The sequence below is a fragment of the Enterobacter sp. C6 genome (assembly GCF_008122455.1).
In the GTDB taxonomy this organism is placed as follows: domain Bacteria; phylum Pseudomonadota; class Gammaproteobacteria; order Enterobacterales; family Enterobacteriaceae; genus Enterobacter; species Enterobacter pseudoroggenkampii.
The window spans coordinates 15,336-32,637 of record NZ_QPFW01000230.1; the positions used below are offsets into that span (position 1 = coordinate 15,336).

The window sequence follows — 17,302 nt, forward strand, 5'->3', positions numbered from 1 at the left end:
AAATTAACAACAATACCAGTACATGGTTTGCGCAAGGCGAAGGATCATTTTTATGAAGCTTAAGAACACACTCCTGGCGTCCGCACTTCTTTCCGCGACCGCCCTGTCTGCGAATGCCGCAACAGAGTTAACGCCGGAGCAAGCGGCAGCGTTAAAACCTTTTGACCATACGGTCATTGTGGGTCGTTATAATTCTATTGGCGACGCCGTCGCCGCGGCATCAAAAGCTGCTGATAAAAACGGGGCGGCCTCGTTTTATGTCGTTGACCAGTCCGATTACGGCAACAGCGGTAACCAGCGCGTGACCATTGCGCTGTTCAAAGACAATGCGCCAAAAGCTGACGCACCGAAAAACCGCGTGATCAACGGTGTTGTTGAACTGCCGAAAGATCAGGCGATTGAGCTGGAACCTTACGACACCGTCACTGTTCAGGGCTTCTATCGCAGCCAGCCTGAAGTGAACGATGCCATAACCAAAGCCGCGAAAGAGAAAGGGGCCTACTCGTTCTTCATCGTGCGTCAGGTCGATGCTAACCAGGGTGGCAACCAGCGTATTACCGCGTTCATCTATAAAAAAGATGCGAAAAAACGTGTTCTGCAGAGCCCGGATGCCATCCCGGCGAATTCAGAAGCAGGTCGCGCGGCAATAGCAAAAGGCGGCGAAGAAGCGAAGAAAGTTGAAATTCCAGGCGTAGCAACGACGGCTGCTCCAAGCGCTGAAGTGGGCCGTTTCTTCGAAACGCAGTCCACGAAAGGTGGCCGCTATTCCGTTACGCTGCCGGACGGTACCAAAATTGAAGAGCTGAACAACGCCACTGCAGCGCAGATGGTGCCGTTCGACAGCATTAAGTTTACCGGCAACTACGGCAACATGACGGAAGTCTCTTACCAGGTCGCGAAGCGTGCGGCTAAGAAAGGGGCGAAGTACTACCACATCACCCGCCAGTGGCAGGAACGTGGTAATAACGTGACCATCAGCGCCGATCTGTACAAGTAACAAAATCGTTTAAGAAAGGCGGCGCAATGCCGCCTTTTTTGTTACTTTTTTTGAATTTCTGCCACACGTCATTGCATGCTTTCGATACACTCCGTAAAATCCCGCGCCTTAGTGTGATCCACCATTTTTATGCGCCTGAGCGAAATAATTATTCTGGATTTTGACCTTTCATAACAGGAAGCCAATGGAAAAGAAACTTGGCCTGAGTGCTCTGACTGCACTCGTTTTAAGCTCAATGCTGGGTGCAGGCGTATTCAGTTTGCCGCAAAATATGGCGGCCGTTGCGAGCCCTTCCGCGCTCATCATTGGCTGGGGCATTACCGGTGTCGGAATACTGCTGCTGGCCTTCGCCATGCTGCTCCTCACCCGCATTCGCCCGGATCTGGACGGCGGCATTTTCACCTATGCACGTGAAGGTTTCGGCGAGCTGATTGGCTTCTGTTCCGCATGGGGATACTGGCTGTGTGCCGTTATCGCCAACGTCTCCTATCTGGTGATCGTCTTCTCGGCGCTCAGTTTCTTTACCGATACGCCAGAGCTGCGCCTCTTTGGCGACGGGAATACCTGGCAGTCTATTGTGGGCGCCTCGGTGCTGCTGTGGTTCGTCCACTGGCTGGTATTACGCGGCGTACAAACGGCCGCCAGCATCAATCTGGTGGCGACGCTGGCGAAACTGGTTCCGCTCGGCCTGTTTATTGTTCTGGCCTTTATTGCGTTCCGTATGGACGTATTCAAGCTCGATTTCAGCGGCGTTGCGCTGGGCGTTCCCGTCTGGGAGCAGGTGAAAAACACGATGCTGATTACCCTGTGGGTGTTCATCGGTGTGGAAGGTGCGGTGGTGGTTTCTGCCCGTGCGCGGAATAAACGCGATGTGGGCCGCGCCACGCTGCTGGCCGTACTGGCCGCGCTCGGGGTCTATCTGCTGGTGACGCTGCTGTCGCTGGGCGTGGTGGCGCGTCCTGAGCTGGCGGAAATGCGTAACCCGTCAATGGCAGGCCTGATGGTGAAAATGCTCGGTCCCTGGGGCGATGTGGTGATTGCTGCAGGACTGATCGTCTCCGTCTGCGGCGCTTACCTGAGCTGGACCATCATGGCGGCTGAAGTGCCGTTCCTGGCCGCGACGCACAAGGCGTTTCCACGCCTGTTCGCCCGTCAAAACAAAAACAGCGCGCCGTCGGCATCACTCTGGCTGACCAACATCAGCGTTCAGGTCTGCCTGGTGCTGATCTGGCTCACAGGTTCAGACTATAACACGCTGCTGACCATCGCCTCGGAGATGATTCTGGTACCCTATTTCTTAGTGGGTGCGTATCTGTTAAAAATTGCCACACGCCCGGCGCATTATGTCGTGGGTGTCGGAGCCTGTATTTACGGCATGTGGTTGTTGTATGCTTCCGGACCTATGCATCTGCTGCTGTCGGTAGTGCTGTACGCACCGGGTCTGCTGGTGTTTATCTACGCCCGCCGCACGCATCAGCTGGAGAATGCGCTGAAACGCCGTGAGATGGCATTAATTGGACTGCTACTGGTTGCTGCTCTGCCGGCAACCTGGATGTTAATGGGATAGCATCGCCTTTCCCATTGTTGAATTGTAAAGGAGAATACGATGGGAAATGCACCGCTTCGCCCAATACTGATTACCGGTGGAGGCCGCCGTATCGGCCTCGCTCTTGCCCATCATTTTCTCAACCTTCGCCATCCGGTCATTGTCAGCTACCGTACGGAATACCCGTCGATTGAAGGATTACGCAAGGCCGGAGCGGTCTGCATTCAGGCTGATTTTTCAACCGATGAAGGCATTCTGGCTTTCGCGGAAGAGGTGAAGTCCACCACGACGGGGCTGCGCGCCGTGATCCATAACGCCAGCGCATGGCGTGCCGAAAAACCCGGTACGTCACTCAGCGAAACGCTCTCCGCCATGTTGCAGATCCACGTTAATACCCCTTATCTGCTCAACCACGCCCTGCAGGATCTGCTGCGCGGCCATGGGCATGCTGCGGGCGACATCATTCACTTCACTGATTATGTGGTGGAGCGCGGAAGCGACAAGCACATCGCCTACGCGGCCAGCAAAGCCGCGCTGGATAATATGACGCGCTCGTTTGCCCGCAAGCTCGCGCCCGAGGTGAAGGTGAACGCCATCGCCCCGGCGATGATTTTGTTTAACGAAAACGATGATGCGGAGTATCGCCAGCAGGCGCTGAATAAGTCGCTTATGAAAATCGCTCCTGGCGAGAAAGAGGTCATCGACCTCGTGGATTACCTTCTCACCAGCTGCTATGTCACCGGCAGAACCTTTGCCGTGGACGGCGGCCGCCCGCTGCGCTAGTGAAAGCGAATAACAGCCAGAATTACGGAACCGGCGTTAATTTTGAAAGATTAATGGAAGGTTAAGGTTCCGCGGTGTATGTTGGCTTTTTTCACGAAAACAGACGCTGTATGAATAAGATTGTTTATGTTGAAGACGAACCCGAAGTCGGGCAGTTGATCGCCGCCTATCTGGGTAAACATGATATGGACGTCATTGTTGAACCTCGCGGCGATCGTGCCGAAGAGGTGGTCGTCCGTGAAAACCCCGATCTGGTGCTGCTGGATATCATGTTGCCAGGCAAAGACGGCATGACGCTCTGCCGTGACCTGCGCGCCAGGTGGGAGGGCCCTATCGTCCTGCTCACCTCACTGGACAGCGATATGAACCATATCTTGTCGCTGGAGATGGGTGCCAATGACTACATTCTGAAAACCACACCGCCTGCCGTCCTGCTCGCTCGCCTGCGCCTCCATTTGCGCCAGCACGCCAGCATCGAACGCGAAGCGCCCGCGGCGTCTCTGACGCCGCACAAAGCGATGCGCTTCGGTACGCTGTCTATTGACCCCATTAACCGCCAGGTGCTGCTCTCTGGCGAGCTTATCGCCCTCTCCACCGCAGATTTTGACCTGCTGTGGGAGCTGGCAACGCACGCCGGGCAAATCATGGACCGCGACGCGCTGCTGAAAAACCTGCGTGGCGTGAGCTATGACGGAATGGACCGCAGCGTTGATGTGGCGATTTCGCGTCTGCGCAAAAAGCTGCAGGATAACGCTACCGAGCCCTACCGCATTAAAACCGTGCGTAACAAGGGTTACCTGTTTGCCCCCCACGCCTGGGAAACCTGATTCCGTTATCCGGTTAGCATAACATGCGCGAAATGAAGGCATTACACAGTGATGTCCTCTCTTTCGCGCCTTTATTTATCCGTTTGCGCAACAATTAACTTGCTAAGCACGCGAACTATCCCATAATTAAACCCTCTACTGTCCTTTCTTCAACTGGCACTGACCCGGCTACAACGCTTTCTCACCGTGAAGCTCTCACGAAACCTCTCCCATAAAATCTTGATATGAGGATTTAAGCCCATGAAATATGTATAGCTACAGTCAGGTTGAAGCCATCAAAACCAATCTTGAATGGATTGTTAATCAGGCAGCGCTTAGCCATGCCTCTCCCTCACGCGCCGATCGGAAAGCGCTCTTTGATCTCCTTGAACTCATCCAATCTTACGAAATACTTCTGGATTTGATTAACGAATTTGGAACCGATGTGATTGATGTGCACATTGCGGAAGGACTGGCAGTAACGGAAACACTCATCGCCAAGGTAAAAAACAGCGCGAAAGCCATGTAACACGCTTCACAGACATGAAAATATCGGCGGCTTTCATGTATATTCTGCACAAAGCGTTTCTTCGGTGAGATCCAATGAAAAAGCTGTTTGTGCAGTTTTAGTGTGCAGAAAAACCCCAACTCATTGAAATGGATATACTTATTATTTTTTCAATAAGTTAGCCCGAAACGTTTAACGGACATCTACGGACATTCACGGTCTTTTTTGTGCCCCTTTTGGTGTCCCTTCCTTCAAAATGCCCCCAAATTTGCCCCCAAAATCCCCCTCTTTTGCATAGCTCCTTCCAGTTTCGTAACACACCGCTGTACGCACTCCATTCTCTTCAGGAGAATCGCCCCGAATACGTTTGTAAGACTTAACCAGCGCGCTACTTTTTCTCCCTGCCCTATAATACTTTCAGTATGACTAACTGGAGGTTTCTATGTGTGGACGTTTTGCACAAGCACAAACACGTGAAGAATATCTGGCTTACCTGGCCGACGAAGCCGATCGTGACATTGCCTATGACCCGGAACCTATTGGCCGGTACAACGTGGCGCCAGGTACTAAAGTCCTGCTGCTGAGCGAACGCGACGAGCAATTACACCTCGATCCGGTATTCTGGGGCTATGCGCCCGGGTGGTGGGATAAGCCGCCACTGATTAACACGCGCGTCGAAACTGCGGCCACGAGTCGAATGTTTAAACCTTTGTGGGAACATGGCCGGGCGATCTGCTTTGCCGATGGGTGGTTTGAATGGAAGAAAGAAGGCGACAAGAAACAGCCCTACTTCATTCACCGGGCAGACGGTCAGCCTATTTTCATGGCTGCAATCGGCAGCACGCCGTTCGAGCGCGGCGATGAATCGGAAGGTTTCCTGATAGTGACATCTGCAGCTGACAAAGGCCTGGTGGATATTCATGACCGCCGGCCACTGGTTTTGTCAGCAGTAGCAGCAAGGGAATGGATGCGTCAGGACGTTGGAGGGAAAGAAGCTCAAGAGATAGCGGCCGACGGCGCTGTACCAACCGACAAGTTTATCTGGCATGCGGTGGCCCGTGATGTTGGAAATGGAAAAAATCAGGGGAGAAAATTGATAGAACAAACAGATATATAATCTGCAGTTCTTTTGATGCGCACTTTATATTTGGCTCAATATTATCTTACTTTAAGAAAGAAATATATTTGCAGCCATCGGACCACTAAGTCCATTTATACGATAAAATTCAACACGAACACCTGGCTTTAACGTTTGGCTTTCACTATTACTTAATGCAGAAACATGCAAAAAAACATCTTTTCTGCCATCTGATGGGATAATCAATCCCTTTCCGCTCTTGAAGTCAAAACTTTTGACAATTCCTGTCATTTTACGAGACAAATATTTTCCTAATGGTAATCCAGATTTCACTATACAGGATCAGTTAATAATAGCTAACACTATTTTAACGGCCTTCTAGAAGGCTAAGATAAAATTTGCTTAATCATTCAACACGTGCCTTAATGGTTTGGCTGATTCGGTGCGATGATGAATCTAACTTTTCCAAAAGCCGTTCTCATAACTAGGTGTTATCTCTGATATCCCTCCTCTTGAGTCCATACATATACCAGCATACGTTTCTTATCATGAGCTTGCTTGTCAGTTTGAAATGTTCAAACGGAGTTTGTATGTCATCTAAAATCATAGGTCTTGTTAAGTGGTTTAACGAAGATAAGGGGTTTGGCTTTATCTCCCCACTCGATGGAAGTAAAGATGTTCTTGTTCACACCTCTTCCCTGCTGGGAGAAACATTTAATACTCTTTTTGAAGGACAAAAAGTCAAATTCGCTATCATAGCTGGAACTAAAGGTCCAATCGCTGCCAATGTAACACTTTGCGATAGATAATTTTTAGATGGTTTGCTTAAGCCAGCATGACTTTATCAGTGAAAGGTGATGTTCGGTTACTCACATCATTACAACAGGCCAGCATATTTACTTACCATCAAGTTTGCTGACCGATGTGATGAAATGCAGGACTGCTGCATGAACAGTCTCAAAGCAGAAGCTAACTGCTTATAAAATACTAAAGTGCGTAAGAGGTTAGGCAGCCTCCAAAAGCATCACTTCTTATTTTTTTAATAAATTTTTTAGAAGCGCTGGGAAGATTTGAACAAAGCACAGCAGTATGGGCACACCAACTGAGCCCCCTTTTGTACACGATTGTAACTATGTTCGGAATCTTTTGAGCAGTTTGGACAAGGACATTTTACTAAATAATTTCGGCGGAATTGAGTGTTTTTACGTGCAGACATAGACTTCTCCAGTTCAAATGGACCGTTACAGTACACGTTAAGAAAGTATAATGCTTGTTTTAATTTCGAAAGAGGCAAAAAAAAATGAACAAACAGAACCCTTTCGACCACCTGCAGGGGCTAGAAACCCTCAAAATACATGGTGATATATGAAAAAAGTAATCATTTTTTTTAATGGTAAGCCAAGTAAAGTTATCACTGTGCTTAAAGGTGTGACATCAATACGCGAAGAATATCCTAATGGAGAAGTGATAAACCTTCAGATAATGTCAGCAGGTTTTCCCTCTTTAACAGGTGACCATGAAGTGGTCCATGTGGCATCAGATCGAGAGCTTACCTCTCAGGAAATATTAGATGCGGCGCAGAAGTATCTTTGACGCTAGGGATTCAACGCAGACATTCATGAAATCATTATTATAACTACGTTTAATTATTATAGCCTGCTTAACGCAGGCTTTTTTTACCCCCACACAAACATTTATAATTAAGACATGTACATCCAACACCATGGCAATATGACTTTATTGCTGAGGCAACCATAAGGCTTCCATGAAAATCCTGCATTACACAGTATTAATAGTTCTTGAAGCCCCATTCTCAGATAATAATATCAACCCTCTTATCTTGGGTCTCTTGCATGACCGAAACTATTCAAGTAAGTCAAACCGAGGTGTCAAACTTCCATCCCATGCATTCATTGGTTCAGAGGGTCAGGCAGTTTTAGAGTGGGAGTCTGAAAAAGATGGAGCAGAAAAACTAAAAAAAAGACTCTACCAGATGCTGCATGGAATTACACGTTTAGAAAAATCTCCCACAGCAATTTTTCTAATGATTTGCCCAGAAGATAAAACCTTAAACTTTGTCTCAAGACTTAAAGTAAAAAAATGAACATCGATATTTTAACCTTCACCATCTGAAAATTCCGTGACCGTGAAAACTGCGAAAGAAAATCATGAGGCACATCAGTAAATATTGTATCATTTGCTAAGCATTGCTGTTACATTCGGTTTAATGATGAATCCTCCTCAGCGGCAGGGCTAATTAACCTGATGATTTGTATATCCAGCGGCTCATCCTGAATTTCTGAAGCAGCGAGTCACGAGTGGTTAGTTCAATGACTCACCGGGAGGCACCCGGCATCATACCCATAAGCCCCTGTATAATTGCAGGGGCTTATTTACATTACAAAAGCATAGTAGTAGACATATTAATCTTAATACTCATAGCCGATGATTAGGTTCGAATGAATATACCGTTTAAAGGATCATCTAACTTTTATTAGGTCTGAATACCTCGTAGTATACCGTGGAGATAACATATCCCGTTTCATCTGCTGCTGTATGCCCTGCCCGGCAAAATAAAGCGTTCCCTTTCCATCTTTCCCGTTCAGATAATCCAGAACTTCCATCAACCTCTCGCTACCAGCACGCGGCGCGTTCTCATCGAACAGGTTGAGCTGGGCCACGCCCTGGCTGAAAAAATCCCCAAGCATGATCCCTGCCTTCTGGTACCGGTGGCCATCCTTCCAAATTTTGTCCAGACACTTTACAGCAGTGTTGATGATGTCGCGAGAATCCTGAGTGGGGGTGAGAAGCTTCATGGACGCACTGTTACCGTAATACGGCTCGTTAAGCGCAAAGGGAGAGGTTTTCACGAACGTAGAGATAAAGCGGCAGTACTGATGTTCACCCCGCAGTTTTTCAGCACCACGGGCGGCATAGCTGCAAATAGCCTGGCGCATCTGTTCATACTCAGTAACGCGTTCGCCGAATGACCGACTGCAGACGATTTCCTGCTTAGCTGGTGCAAACTCCTCCAGATCCAGACATGGTTCGCCGCGCAGTTCCCGGACAGTTCGCTCCAGGACGACATTGAAGTGCTTTCGAATAATCCACGTACTCTGCTCTGAGAGGTCGAGAGCCGTTTTGATGCCCATGGCGTTCAGCTTCTTACTGATGCGCCTGCCGACGCCCCAGACGTCCTCCACCGGAACCAGAGCAAGCAGTCGGCGCTGGCGATCAAGATTGGATAGGTCCACTACCCCACCCGTTTGCCGCTGCCATTTTTTGGCGGCATGGTTTGCGAGCTTAGCGAGGGTTTTGGTCTGCGCGATGCCGACCCCAACTGTCAGGTGCGTACGCTTTAGAACTGTAGCGCGGATCTCTTTCCCGAAGTCAGTCAGGTCCCGGCAGTTGCGAACACCTGTCAGGTCGCAAAATGCTTCGTCGATACTGTAAATTTCAACTCTGGGGCTCATTTCTTCGAGTGTTGTCATCACCCGGTTCGACATATCAGCGTAGAGCTCGTAGTTACTGCTGAAGCAAACAACCCCAGCGCGCCGAAATAAGTCCTTTTGCTTGAAGAAAGGCTCCCCCATCGTAATTCCAGCGGCCTTAGCCTCGGCACTGCGTGCGATTACACAGCCATCGTTATTCGAGAGAACGACAACCGGGCACCCTCTCAGGTCAGGCCTGAATACGGTCTCGCATGATGCGTAGAACGAATTCACATCACAGAGCGCAAACATACTCAGCTCGCCGATTTGACGATGAAAGTAACAACGCCGAAAACGTCCAGCGTATCTTCGCTGCCTACAACAATCGGACTGTAGGCGCTATTCATTGGGATGAGTTGGACTGTCGGGCGTAGCTGCAGGCGCTTAACAGTGAATTGGCAAAGTGATATTTGAGTGTATTTTCGAGATTCATGCGGCCTCCAGCTCGGTGATAGTGAGTTCTAATTTTCCGCCCTTAACGACAGGCATTTTCACAACGCGATAGTCGACAACCTGGCAGTCATCCAGCCAGAATCCCGCCTTGGTTAAAGCGTCGAATGTAGCTTTCTGCAGGTTATCCAGATCGCGGCGCCGGCGGTCGGGCATGTGACATTCGATACGGATTTTGAGTGGTGCGGCCGTTCGGATATTTAGACGGGCGCTTCGAATGACACTGGCGACCGCATAGCGGTAAGCGACGCCATAAGCACTAATATGCGTGCGCCCGCGGTTGTGCCTGTAATACCGGTTGTTGCTCGGCGGCCAGGGTAAAGTGATTTGATATGTCTTCACGTTCCCCCTCACATCCGGTTTCGCCAGCGGCTATCCGGGCGCGCTGGTGTGTTAGATGTCGGAAGGAACGCACTCACAGTCCATGTCACGTAATCTGGATTAAGGCTACGCTCAACTCGTACCCCGCGGGCCTTATAACGCTTAACCAGTTCGTCGGCCTGTTCGGTGCTGCAGTCGGTATGCTGGAACCAGGTCTTCTTCATCCCCATCACCCCGCAAAGCCAAGCAGCTGAGCAGCGACATTTTCTGCTTCATCACGACTGCGGAATGAACGGGACAGGACCCAGCGCCAGAGAACATCGAGCGCAGCTTTATAGAGTTGCTGGAACTCGAGTTCGTCCATGTTGGCGAATGAAATGCTGCGAGGATGCTTTTTGAGTGTGCCGTCAGGTAGCTGAATGGCATCAAAGTGCCCTGCCTCGACGATCACCCAGGAGCGGTAAGCATCGAAGGATTTGCACAGGCTAATACCATTCGTAACGCGCCGGTAAGCAACCTGCTCAAGATACTGCTCAGCGGCATCGATCAGAGCCCCCTCGTTACCGCCATAAGAAGCCAGGAACTTAGCGTAGCCATTAATCAGCTTCCGCTCGTTACTCGAAATAGCCCCGCCGGTTGGTTCCCAGTATTCAAAACCGAGATTGAGAAGCGCGAAAAAGCGCCGGTGAAATGCCGGGTTTCGTACCCGCCTGAACTCGGCAACAAGAACATCGCCGAGCCGGGTTTTGGATTGCAGGATATCTCTGGTCTCGGGCGTAGCCGGGATCAGTATTCCTGAATGGTGTTTAATAAGTTGTAATTCTAGCGCCATGGTTTTCTCCGTGGCGCATCAGGTATAGGGTGTTCAGGCCTATGAAAGAATAATATCAGACGGTAGTGTAACTCGGTACCCCAGTCGTTTTGCAAATTGCATAAATCCGTTGAGAGTGAAGATTTCTTCCTCTTCGAGTAACGGTCGTAATGAAACTATTCCATTTACTCGATAAACCAGATATCTCCCTTCCGCCGGGAAGCTATAGATAACTGCTTTATCGGCCCTTCTGACCACGTCGTACCATTGATCATCTGCATTAAAGGCATCTGCACTAAACACTATTTCCCCCAGAGCGACTTATTGACGCGGTAAACAGTAATCGGGAACAGCCAGGGGAACGCAAACAGCGATACTCTTTGAAACTGCTCCAGTGAAATTCACGCGATTAATAAAACCACTCGTCCGCGCTTTCCCAGGTCTCCTGCACGATATGTTCGATCTCTTTCTTGTCGCCCCCGAAAACAGTCAAACCATCACTACTGGCACGTCTAATCGTAAGCTGGCATTCATCGAACTGTTTACTGAGTCTTTTGAGCAGTTCTGACTCGAGCGCAGGTATAGCTCCATCAGGAAGTTTCTTCATGCGATCAATGGTTAACTCGATTTTCATTTTTTCCCTCCGCAGCGAATTACTGTATGCATATACAGTATATTTATAAACTTATGTTACAGATTTTGCAACGCTTTAAGAGCGTCTAATGCAAATCACCGCATTGTTTACACACTAAAAAAACATCAGGCCATTTCTTTAATCGGGAGTAATTTTTCAATGGATTGTAGTTTTGAGGGGAAAAGTAAGAATGAATGTTTGCATTTTCAGCATGGCTCAAATGCACCGCACCACAATCAAATTGCTGAAATTTGATCCAACTTTGCGTGGGGTACGGTGTCCGCTTCTTGCCAGGAGCAGACGTTGGCGTTTTTTTAGATGCCCTGCACAGCAAAATCCCTTGGCCAGCAAATTCAATCATTACGATCATCATGGCTGATAAGACGCTCACGGCAGACATCCAGAATTTCATCAGCCAGAGCGGAATTATCCGGGCATGCACGAGACAGTACCAAAGCGCCGACAAGATGCGCGATGGTATCTATAAGGTCAGCGCGCATACCATTTTCAGCACCTAAAACTGCCAATTGCCGTTCAATTCCAGCCGCAAACGTCTCCTTTATTGACTCAGACTGACGCGCTGCATCAGTACTTAGCGCAGACATGACACAGCCTTTTCCCATGTGATCGCGATGTTCTCGGGATAGATAATATTCAATAAATTTGTCCCGGTTAACACCCTCAGTTTTTTCTGCGGATTGAGTAAAACCACATTTCATGGCTTCAGCCAGCAAATCAGCTTTAGAACCAAAATGCTTATAGAAGCCGCCGTGAGTTAACCCTGCCTCTGACATCAGTTCCGATATCCCGATGCCATCGTAACCTCGTTCACGAAAAAGTTCTGAGGCTGTTTCAACAACTCGCATCCGGTTTTCCCGAACCTGCTCTTTCGAAACCTTCATTCTTTCTGCCCTTTTGAAAATAAGGGTTAAGTATACATTGATGATGATCATAATCAAACCAGTTGACTTTATAGATTATGATCATCATCATTAAAAGTAACCTTTACTCACCACTGATTAGGCAAATAATCATGACGAATCGATCACTATTTCAGCCTTATGCTCTCGGTCCAATAACACTTGCCAACCATATCGTGATGGCACCGCTTACACGTAACCGAGCCGGAGCTGGTCTGGTACCAAGCGAGCTGGCGGCTACCTATTACGCACAGCGTGCTACAGCAGGGCTGCTAATTACTGAAGCCACGCAGATCTCAGCGCAGGCACAGGGCTATCAAGATACACCGGGCATCTATACGCAGGCTCAAATCGATGGCTGGCGCAAAGTAACGGATGCGGTGCATGCCAAAGGCGGACGCATATTTGTACAGCTATGGCACGTAGGACGAATTTCACATGTCGATTTACAGCCAGGCGGGGTAGCACCGGTAGCTCCGTCAGCCATCCGTGCCGAAACAAAAACCTTTGTTAACAACGGTTTTGCTGACGTTTCAGAGCCACGTGCGCTCGAACTGCAGGAAATACAGGGGATTATCGACGATTTCAAAAAAGCTGCTGCCAATGCCATTGCTGCCGGGTTTGACGGCGTTGAGATCCACGGCGCGAATGGCTATCTGCTGGAACAGTTCCTTAAAGATGGCGCAAACCAGCGTACTGATGAATACGGTGGCTCTGTTGAGAATCGCGCGCGTTTACTGCTGGAAGTCACGTCGGCAGTAAAAGATGAGATAGGCGCAGAACGCACTGGCGTTCGTATTTCACCAGTTTCACCGGCTAATGCGATTTCGTGCAGCGATCCGCAGTCACAATATGACTACCTCGCTGAACAACTCGATGCATTAGGTATTGTGTATCTCCATGTGGTTGAAGGCGCCACAGGCGGCCCGCGAGATGTATCACCGTTCGATTATGATGCCCTTCGCCGGCGCTTCAAAAACAGCTATATCGGAAACAATGGCTATGACCTGGCGCTGGCGTCCACTCATCTCGCACAGGGCAAAGCTGATCTTTTCGCTTTTGGTCGCCCGTTCATCTCCAATCCGGATCTGGTCGAAAGGTTGAAGACGGGCGCGCCTCTGGCATCACTCAATCCTGAAACACTTTATGGCGGTGGCGCAGAGGGATATACCGATTATCCGTCTCTTGCCGAGGCCAGCAAGTAAATCTGTGAGTGTCACGGTTCTACATACATCGCAGATTGCGAATTCTGTTTACAAATTATAAAGAAGATCAACATGACTAAAGCTTCAGTTCTCATTACAGGTGCATCAACGGGTATTGGTGCTGTTTACGCTGAACGGTTTGCCCGCCGGGGTCACGACCTTGTTCTGGTTGCACGTGACCAAGCGAAGTTAGAGATATTGGCCGAGCGCCTGCAACAGGAAAATGGCATTTCTGTAGACGTTCTGCCTGCCGACCTCACGCGAACGAGTGATTTAGCCGCGGTTGAAGCTCGCCTGCGTGAAGACACACAGATTGGCATTCTTATCAATAACGCTGGTATCGCGCAGTCCGGTAGTTTTACAGAGCAGACGCCTGAATCCATAGAAAGTCTCATCGCACTCAATGTCACTGCCCTGACAAGGCTTGCCAGTGCCGTGGCTCCTCGGTTTGTAAAAGCGGGAGAAGGTTCGATCGTCAACATCAGTTCTATCGTCGGTCTCGCCCCTGAATTTGCCATGACGGTGTACGGCGCGACCAAAGCCTTTGTTCTTTTCCTCTCTCAGGGAATGAATGTAGAGCTGTCATCTAAAGGCATATATATTCAGGCGGTTCTCCCTGCCGGTACTTACACGGAAATTTGGGACCGTGCGGGTATCGATATCAGTAACGCTGCAAAATTCATGGAAGTTGGCGAGTTAGTTGATGCCGCACTGGTTGGCTTTGATCGCCGTGAGCTTGTCACCATCCCACCACTACAGAAGGCTGAACGCTGGGACACCTTCGATACCTCGCGTCACACTCTGCTTTCTGACATCAAACAAGATGAAGTTGCTGAACGATATAAAGCACTTTAGTCAATGAGGTAGGCTCTGCAGAACGCCCTTTGAGTAGTTCTGCAGAGAAGCCCCCCTTACAGCGTGACGTCTCATCAGCGATGAGAATTCTCAAACAAATCTTGAAGGCCTTTTCAGTATGACAAAAAAACGTGTAGCACTGGTTACCGGTGCGTCCTCAGGTATCGGCGAAGCGTCTGCTATTAAACTTTTAGCGGCAGGGTATAAGGTTTATGGCACGAGTCGGCGTGGCTCCATAGCGGGAAAGCATCCGTTTCCCTTGCTGACTCTTGATGTAACAGACGACGCTTCTGTCGGGGCCGCCATTGAGGAGTTACTTCGTATGGAGGGCCGCATAGATCTTCTGGTGAATAATGCTGGCTTCGGGATCGCTCCGGCGGCGGCGGAGGAAAGTTCTGTCGAACAGGCCAGACAGATGTTCGACACCAATTTCTTGGGCATAGTCAGGTTAACCAGGGCAGTAATTCCACACATGCGTCATCAAGGCAGCGGACGCATTATTAATATCGGCTCGATACTCGGGGTCGTTCCGTTTCCTTATGTGGCACTTTATGCTGCCAGTAAATACGCGATCGAGGGATATACGGGAGCGCTGGATCATGAACTACGCACCCAGGGTATCAGGGTTTCGGTCATCGAACCTGCTTACATGAAAACACAGTTTGAAGCCAATAACATAGAGCCGGATGCCAAGCTTGAAGAGTATGACCTGATCCGGGCTAAGCTGGCGAAAGTGCTTAGTAAGGCAATGGCCGAAGCGGAAAGCCCGGAGGTCGTTGCTGACGTAGTTGTTAAAGCGGCTCAGACTTTACATCCGAAGGTGCGCTACACGGCGGGAACTCTGGCCGGTAAATTGAATTTTATCCTCAGGTTCGCGCCTGCTTCATTCCTGGATAAGGTCGTGCGCAAAAGTCTTCAGCTGGATGCGAAGGACTAAAAAATGAAATTTTCTCAACTGGCCATTCTTACTACAGTGTTGTTTTTCATCCTGGCCACGGTATGGATGTTTTTCCCGGAACAGCTTTTAACACAATGGGGCATTGAGCCAACTCCGGGTACTATCGTTATTTGTCATCGCTCGGCAGCATTTTTTGCAGGAATAAGCGTTATGTGTTTCCTGGCCAGAAATGCCGGACCTTCCCCGGCCCGTTATGCTCTGGCCGCGGGTATCAGCACGATATCGATTATTTCAGCCGTGCTGGGCATCGCTGAATGGCACGAAGGGCATGTCAGCGGACAGATTCTTTTTGCCGTCTTAATCGAGCTGTTCCTGGGCGCCGCCTTTTTACTCAGCAACAGGGCTCCTGCGAAAAATATTACTGGCAAATACTAAAGGGTAAAGAACAAATGAAAAGTAGGAAGATGAAAGCCTTTACGTTTAAACGTTATGGTAAAACCCCTGAGCTGGGATTTGATGACGTGGATTTTCCTTCCCCGGGTGCTAATGAAATCCTGGTGAAGGTACACGCGGTTGGCCTTAACCCAATTGACAACATGATCCCAACGGGAATGTTTAAGCCAGTGTTGAATTTTACGCTTCCTGCGACAATGGGCAGTGATTTGGCTGGGATCGTCGTATCCGTGGGTTCTGGTGTGACCCGTTTTATCCCGGGTGACGAAATCTTTGCCAGTATTTTCGATACAGGAATGGGTTCCCTGGCCGAATTTGCTTTGGTCCCTGAAAGCGCTGCGGCCAGAAAACCCGCGAACCTGGACTTCGTGCAGGCGGCTGCGTTACCGATGGTAAGCCTAACGGCCTGGCAAGCGCTAATAGAACGTGCCGAGCTTAAGTCTGGTCAGAAAGTTTTTATACCTGCAGGTTCAGGAGGCATTGGCAGTTTTGCCATCCAGCTTGCGAGTCACCTGGGCGCAGGCGTAGGTACGACAACGAGTACAGAGAATGTAGACTGGGTAAGCCGTCTTGGTGCAGCTGAGGTGATTGACTATAAAAAGCAGGAATTCGAAATCGAACTCAGTGGCTACGATATTGTCCTGGGTACTCTCAGAGGGGATGCAATTGAAAAATCCACCTATATTCTTAAGCCAGGCGGGAAAATTGTATCTCTCATCGGCCCGTTAGATGCTGATTTCGCACGTGAGAGAAATTTAAACTTCCTCCTGCGCTTTGTGTTTACCCTGATGAGCCATAAAATCATGCGTCTTGCAAAAAAGCGCGGACTGACCTATTCATTTCTCTTTGTTCGGCCTGATGGCTCTCAACTCTTTCAAATAAGTAAGCTCATAGAAGCGGAACATATCATCCCAGTGATCGACAAGGTTTTCCCTTTCGAAGCAACGAAGGAAGCTCTTGATTATCTTGCAGGAGGACATGCGAAGGGCAAAGTTGTCGTTAGGATACAATGAAAAAATAAGCGTGATTTGCATCTGCCTACTATAAGAAAAATCGCTAGCTCTGTTGCCTCAGGTAAGCGGGACAACATGTTTTCTACTAGCTAAAGGCGGACGCTTTGCGACTAGCGTCCCCCTCTCCTTCTTGTTGATAAATATGTTTATTTAATAGATTGTACATAGAGAAACATGAGCAAATGTAACATCACATATCCTGCGACAGGAAATGTAGGTTGGAATTATCTCATCGATTGAGGGTAAAAGTTCTCACGCCTGCATCCCCTTACCTCTTGCCAGGTTAATTCTATCAACGCATTCCCTCAGCATTTTTACTTGCTCAGGGGTGAGTTCAGTTTCATCAATGCTGGCGAGAAGACTATTGAGAGAGCGCTCAATATCATTTTTAGTTAACCGTAAACAGATAACCTTAACCCAACGTGGCGAGAACTTACTGAGGCCGATTGCTCTTGTGATGCGTATTTTCATGAGATGCCTCTTAACCACCAGTTTGGTGGTTTTGCAACCTCGGTTATAGCACGTAATGAAGA

Annotated in this window: 24 protein-coding genes and 1 pseudogene; 14 read left to right on the forward strand and 11 right to left on the reverse strand. The window is 49.1% G+C overall.

The features are described from left to right. Window positions 1-52: 52 nt before the first annotated feature. The 6 genes from ydgH (at window position 53) to DOU50_RS14550 (ending at window position 5,757) form a co-directional block, all read left to right on the forward strand. A complete protein-coding gene (ydgH, locus tag DOU50_RS14525) occupies window positions 53-997 on the forward strand; it encodes a DUF1471 family protein YdgH (RefSeq protein ID WP_024909331.1) in 945 nt (314 codons plus the stop codon). Between the two features lie 184 nt (window positions 998-1,181). After that, window positions 1,182-2,564 (forward strand): amino acid permease, encoded by a 1,383-nt coding sequence (locus tag DOU50_RS14530; RefSeq protein ID WP_148769635.1) that lies wholly within the window; start codon window positions 1,182-1,184, stop codon window positions 2,562-2,564. A gap of 39 nt (window positions 2,565-2,603) precedes the next feature. Next, complete coding sequence (gene folM / locus DOU50_RS14535; protein WP_061715397.1) at window positions 2,604-3,326, forward strand: dihydromonapterin reductase; 723 nt, start codon at window positions 2,604-2,606, stop codon at window positions 3,324-3,326. 110 nt (window positions 3,327-3,436) lie between these two features. Then, window positions 3,437-4,153: a two-component system response regulator RstA gene (rstA, locus tag DOU50_RS14540; protein ID WP_024909333.1), complete on the forward strand. Its 717-nt coding sequence runs from the start codon at window positions 3,437-3,439 to the stop codon at window positions 4,151-4,153. A 247-nt stretch (window positions 4,154-4,400) separates the two neighbouring features. Next, entirely contained in the window at window positions 4,401-4,661 is a 261-nt protein-coding gene (locus DOU50_RS14545) for a hypothetical protein (RefSeq protein WP_024909334.1), read from the forward strand. 421 nt (window positions 4,662-5,082) lie between these two features. Next, complete coding sequence (locus DOU50_RS14550; RefSeq protein ID WP_148769636.1) at window positions 5,083-5,757, forward strand: SOS response-associated peptidase; 675 nt, start codon at window positions 5,083-5,085, stop codon at window positions 5,755-5,757. A 51-nt stretch (window positions 5,758-5,808) separates the two neighbouring features. Here DOU50_RS14550 and cspF read toward each other — a convergent pair whose 3' ends face one another. Then, complete coding sequence (gene cspF, locus DOU50_RS14555) at window positions 5,809-6,021, reverse strand: cold shock-like protein CspF (RefSeq protein ID WP_072058474.1); 213 nt, start codon at window positions 6,019-6,021, stop codon at window positions 5,809-5,811. Window positions 6,022-6,308: 287 nt separating this feature from the next. Between cspF and DOU50_RS14560 the strand changes: the two genes are divergently transcribed. Next, window positions 6,309-6,527 (forward strand): cold shock domain-containing protein, encoded by a 219-nt coding sequence (locus DOU50_RS14560; RefSeq protein WP_042719078.1) that lies wholly within the window; start codon window positions 6,309-6,311, stop codon window positions 6,525-6,527. A gap of 242 nt (window positions 6,528-6,769) precedes the next feature. On the opposite strand, the gene DOU50_RS23870 is transcribed toward DOU50_RS14560, so the two are convergent. Continuing rightward, window positions 6,770-6,934 (reverse strand): YnfU family zinc-binding protein, encoded by a 165-nt coding sequence (locus DOU50_RS23870; protein ID WP_213729873.1) that lies wholly within the window; start codon window positions 6,932-6,934, stop codon window positions 6,770-6,772. Window positions 6,935-7,083: 149 nt separating this feature from the next. On the opposite strand from DOU50_RS23870, the gene DOU50_RS14565 reads away from it, so the two are divergent. After that, complete coding sequence (locus tag DOU50_RS14565) at window positions 7,084-7,311, forward strand: phage protein (protein ID WP_047652164.1); 228 nt, start codon at window positions 7,084-7,086, stop codon at window positions 7,309-7,311. A 172-nt stretch (window positions 7,312-7,483) separates the two neighbouring features. Beyond that, a complete protein-coding gene (locus tag DOU50_RS14570) occupies window positions 7,484-7,822 on the forward strand; it encodes a hypothetical protein (protein ID WP_148769637.1) in 339 nt (112 codons plus the stop codon). Between the two features lie 376 nt (window positions 7,823-8,198). Here the strand turns inward: DOU50_RS14570 and DOU50_RS14575 are convergent, their stop codons facing one another. The 8 genes and pseudogenes from DOU50_RS14575 to DOU50_RS14615 form a co-directional block, all read right to left on the reverse strand. Beyond that, window positions 8,199-9,461, reverse strand: coding sequence for a Y-family DNA polymerase (locus DOU50_RS14575; RefSeq protein WP_148769638.1), 1,263 nt, complete (start codon window positions 9,459-9,461; stop codon window positions 8,199-8,201). A gap of 2 nt (window positions 9,462-9,463) precedes the next feature. Beyond that, a pseudogene (locus tag DOU50_RS23960) lies at window positions 9,464-9,607 on the reverse strand (S24 family peptidase); the annotation flags it as partial. A gap of 31 nt (window positions 9,608-9,638) precedes the next feature. After that, window positions 9,639-10,001: a crossover junction endodeoxyribonuclease RusA gene (rusA, locus tag DOU50_RS14585; protein WP_148769639.1), complete on the reverse strand. Its 363-nt coding sequence runs from the start codon at window positions 9,999-10,001 to the stop codon at window positions 9,639-9,641. Window positions 10,002-10,009: 8 nt separating this feature from the next. Beyond that, window positions 10,010-10,210, reverse strand: coding sequence for a hypothetical protein (locus tag DOU50_RS23875; RefSeq protein WP_148769640.1), 201 nt, complete (start codon window positions 10,208-10,210; stop codon window positions 10,010-10,012). Continuing rightward, window positions 10,210-10,812 (reverse strand): DUF1367 family protein, encoded by a 603-nt coding sequence (locus tag DOU50_RS14595; RefSeq protein WP_148769641.1) that lies wholly within the window; start codon window positions 10,810-10,812, stop codon window positions 10,210-10,212. Before DOU50_RS14595 ends, DOU50_RS23875 begins: the two co-directional genes overlap by 1 nt. A 388-nt stretch (window positions 10,813-11,200) precedes the next feature. Continuing rightward, complete coding sequence (locus DOU50_RS14605; RefSeq protein WP_148769642.1) at window positions 11,201-11,425, reverse strand: DinI family protein; 225 nt, start codon at window positions 11,423-11,425, stop codon at window positions 11,201-11,203. Between the two features lie 85 nt (window positions 11,426-11,510). Continuing rightward, on the reverse strand, window positions 11,511-11,786 hold the full coding sequence (locus tag DOU50_RS14610; RefSeq protein ID WP_148769643.1) for a hypothetical protein: 276 nt from the start codon (window positions 11,784-11,786) through the stop codon (window positions 11,511-11,513). Beyond that, a complete protein-coding gene (locus DOU50_RS14615) occupies window positions 11,779-12,327 on the reverse strand; it encodes a TetR/AcrR family transcriptional regulator (RefSeq protein ID WP_148769662.1) in 549 nt (182 codons plus the stop codon). Before DOU50_RS14615 ends, DOU50_RS14610 begins: the two co-directional genes overlap by 8 nt. 131 nt (window positions 12,328-12,458) lie before the next feature. Between DOU50_RS14615 and DOU50_RS14620 the strand changes: the two genes are divergently transcribed. From DOU50_RS14620 to DOU50_RS14640, 5 genes are all read left to right on the forward strand, one after another. Next, complete coding sequence (locus DOU50_RS14620; RefSeq protein WP_148769663.1) at window positions 12,459-13,550, forward strand: alkene reductase; 1,092 nt, start codon at window positions 12,459-12,461, stop codon at window positions 13,548-13,550. A 72-nt stretch (window positions 13,551-13,622) separates the two neighbouring features. Next, entirely contained in the window at window positions 13,623-14,405 is a 783-nt protein-coding gene (locus tag DOU50_RS14625; RefSeq protein WP_148769644.1) for an SDR family NAD(P)-dependent oxidoreductase, read from the forward strand. A 118-nt stretch (window positions 14,406-14,523) separates the two neighbouring features. Next, window positions 14,524-15,342, forward strand: coding sequence for an oxidoreductase (locus DOU50_RS14630; RefSeq protein ID WP_148769645.1), 819 nt, complete (start codon window positions 14,524-14,526; stop codon window positions 15,340-15,342). A gap of 3 nt (window positions 15,343-15,345) precedes the next feature. Continuing rightward, window positions 15,346-15,738, forward strand: coding sequence for a hypothetical protein (locus DOU50_RS14635; RefSeq protein ID WP_117268855.1), 393 nt, complete (start codon window positions 15,346-15,348; stop codon window positions 15,736-15,738). Window positions 15,739-15,752: 14 nt separating this feature from the next. Then, window positions 15,753-16,769: an NADP-dependent oxidoreductase gene (locus tag DOU50_RS14640; RefSeq protein WP_148769646.1), complete on the forward strand. Its 1,017-nt coding sequence runs from the start codon at window positions 15,753-15,755 to the stop codon at window positions 16,767-16,769. A 252-nt stretch (window positions 16,770-17,021) separates the two neighbouring features. Here DOU50_RS14640 and DOU50_RS14645 read toward each other — a convergent pair whose 3' ends face one another. After that, the gene (locus DOU50_RS14645) at window positions 17,022-17,240 is read right to left on the reverse strand and encodes a hypothetical protein (RefSeq protein ID WP_117268857.1); all 219 of its coding nucleotides are present in this window, start codon (window positions 17,238-17,240) and stop codon (window positions 17,022-17,024) included. Window positions 17,241-17,302: the final 62 nt, after the last annotated feature.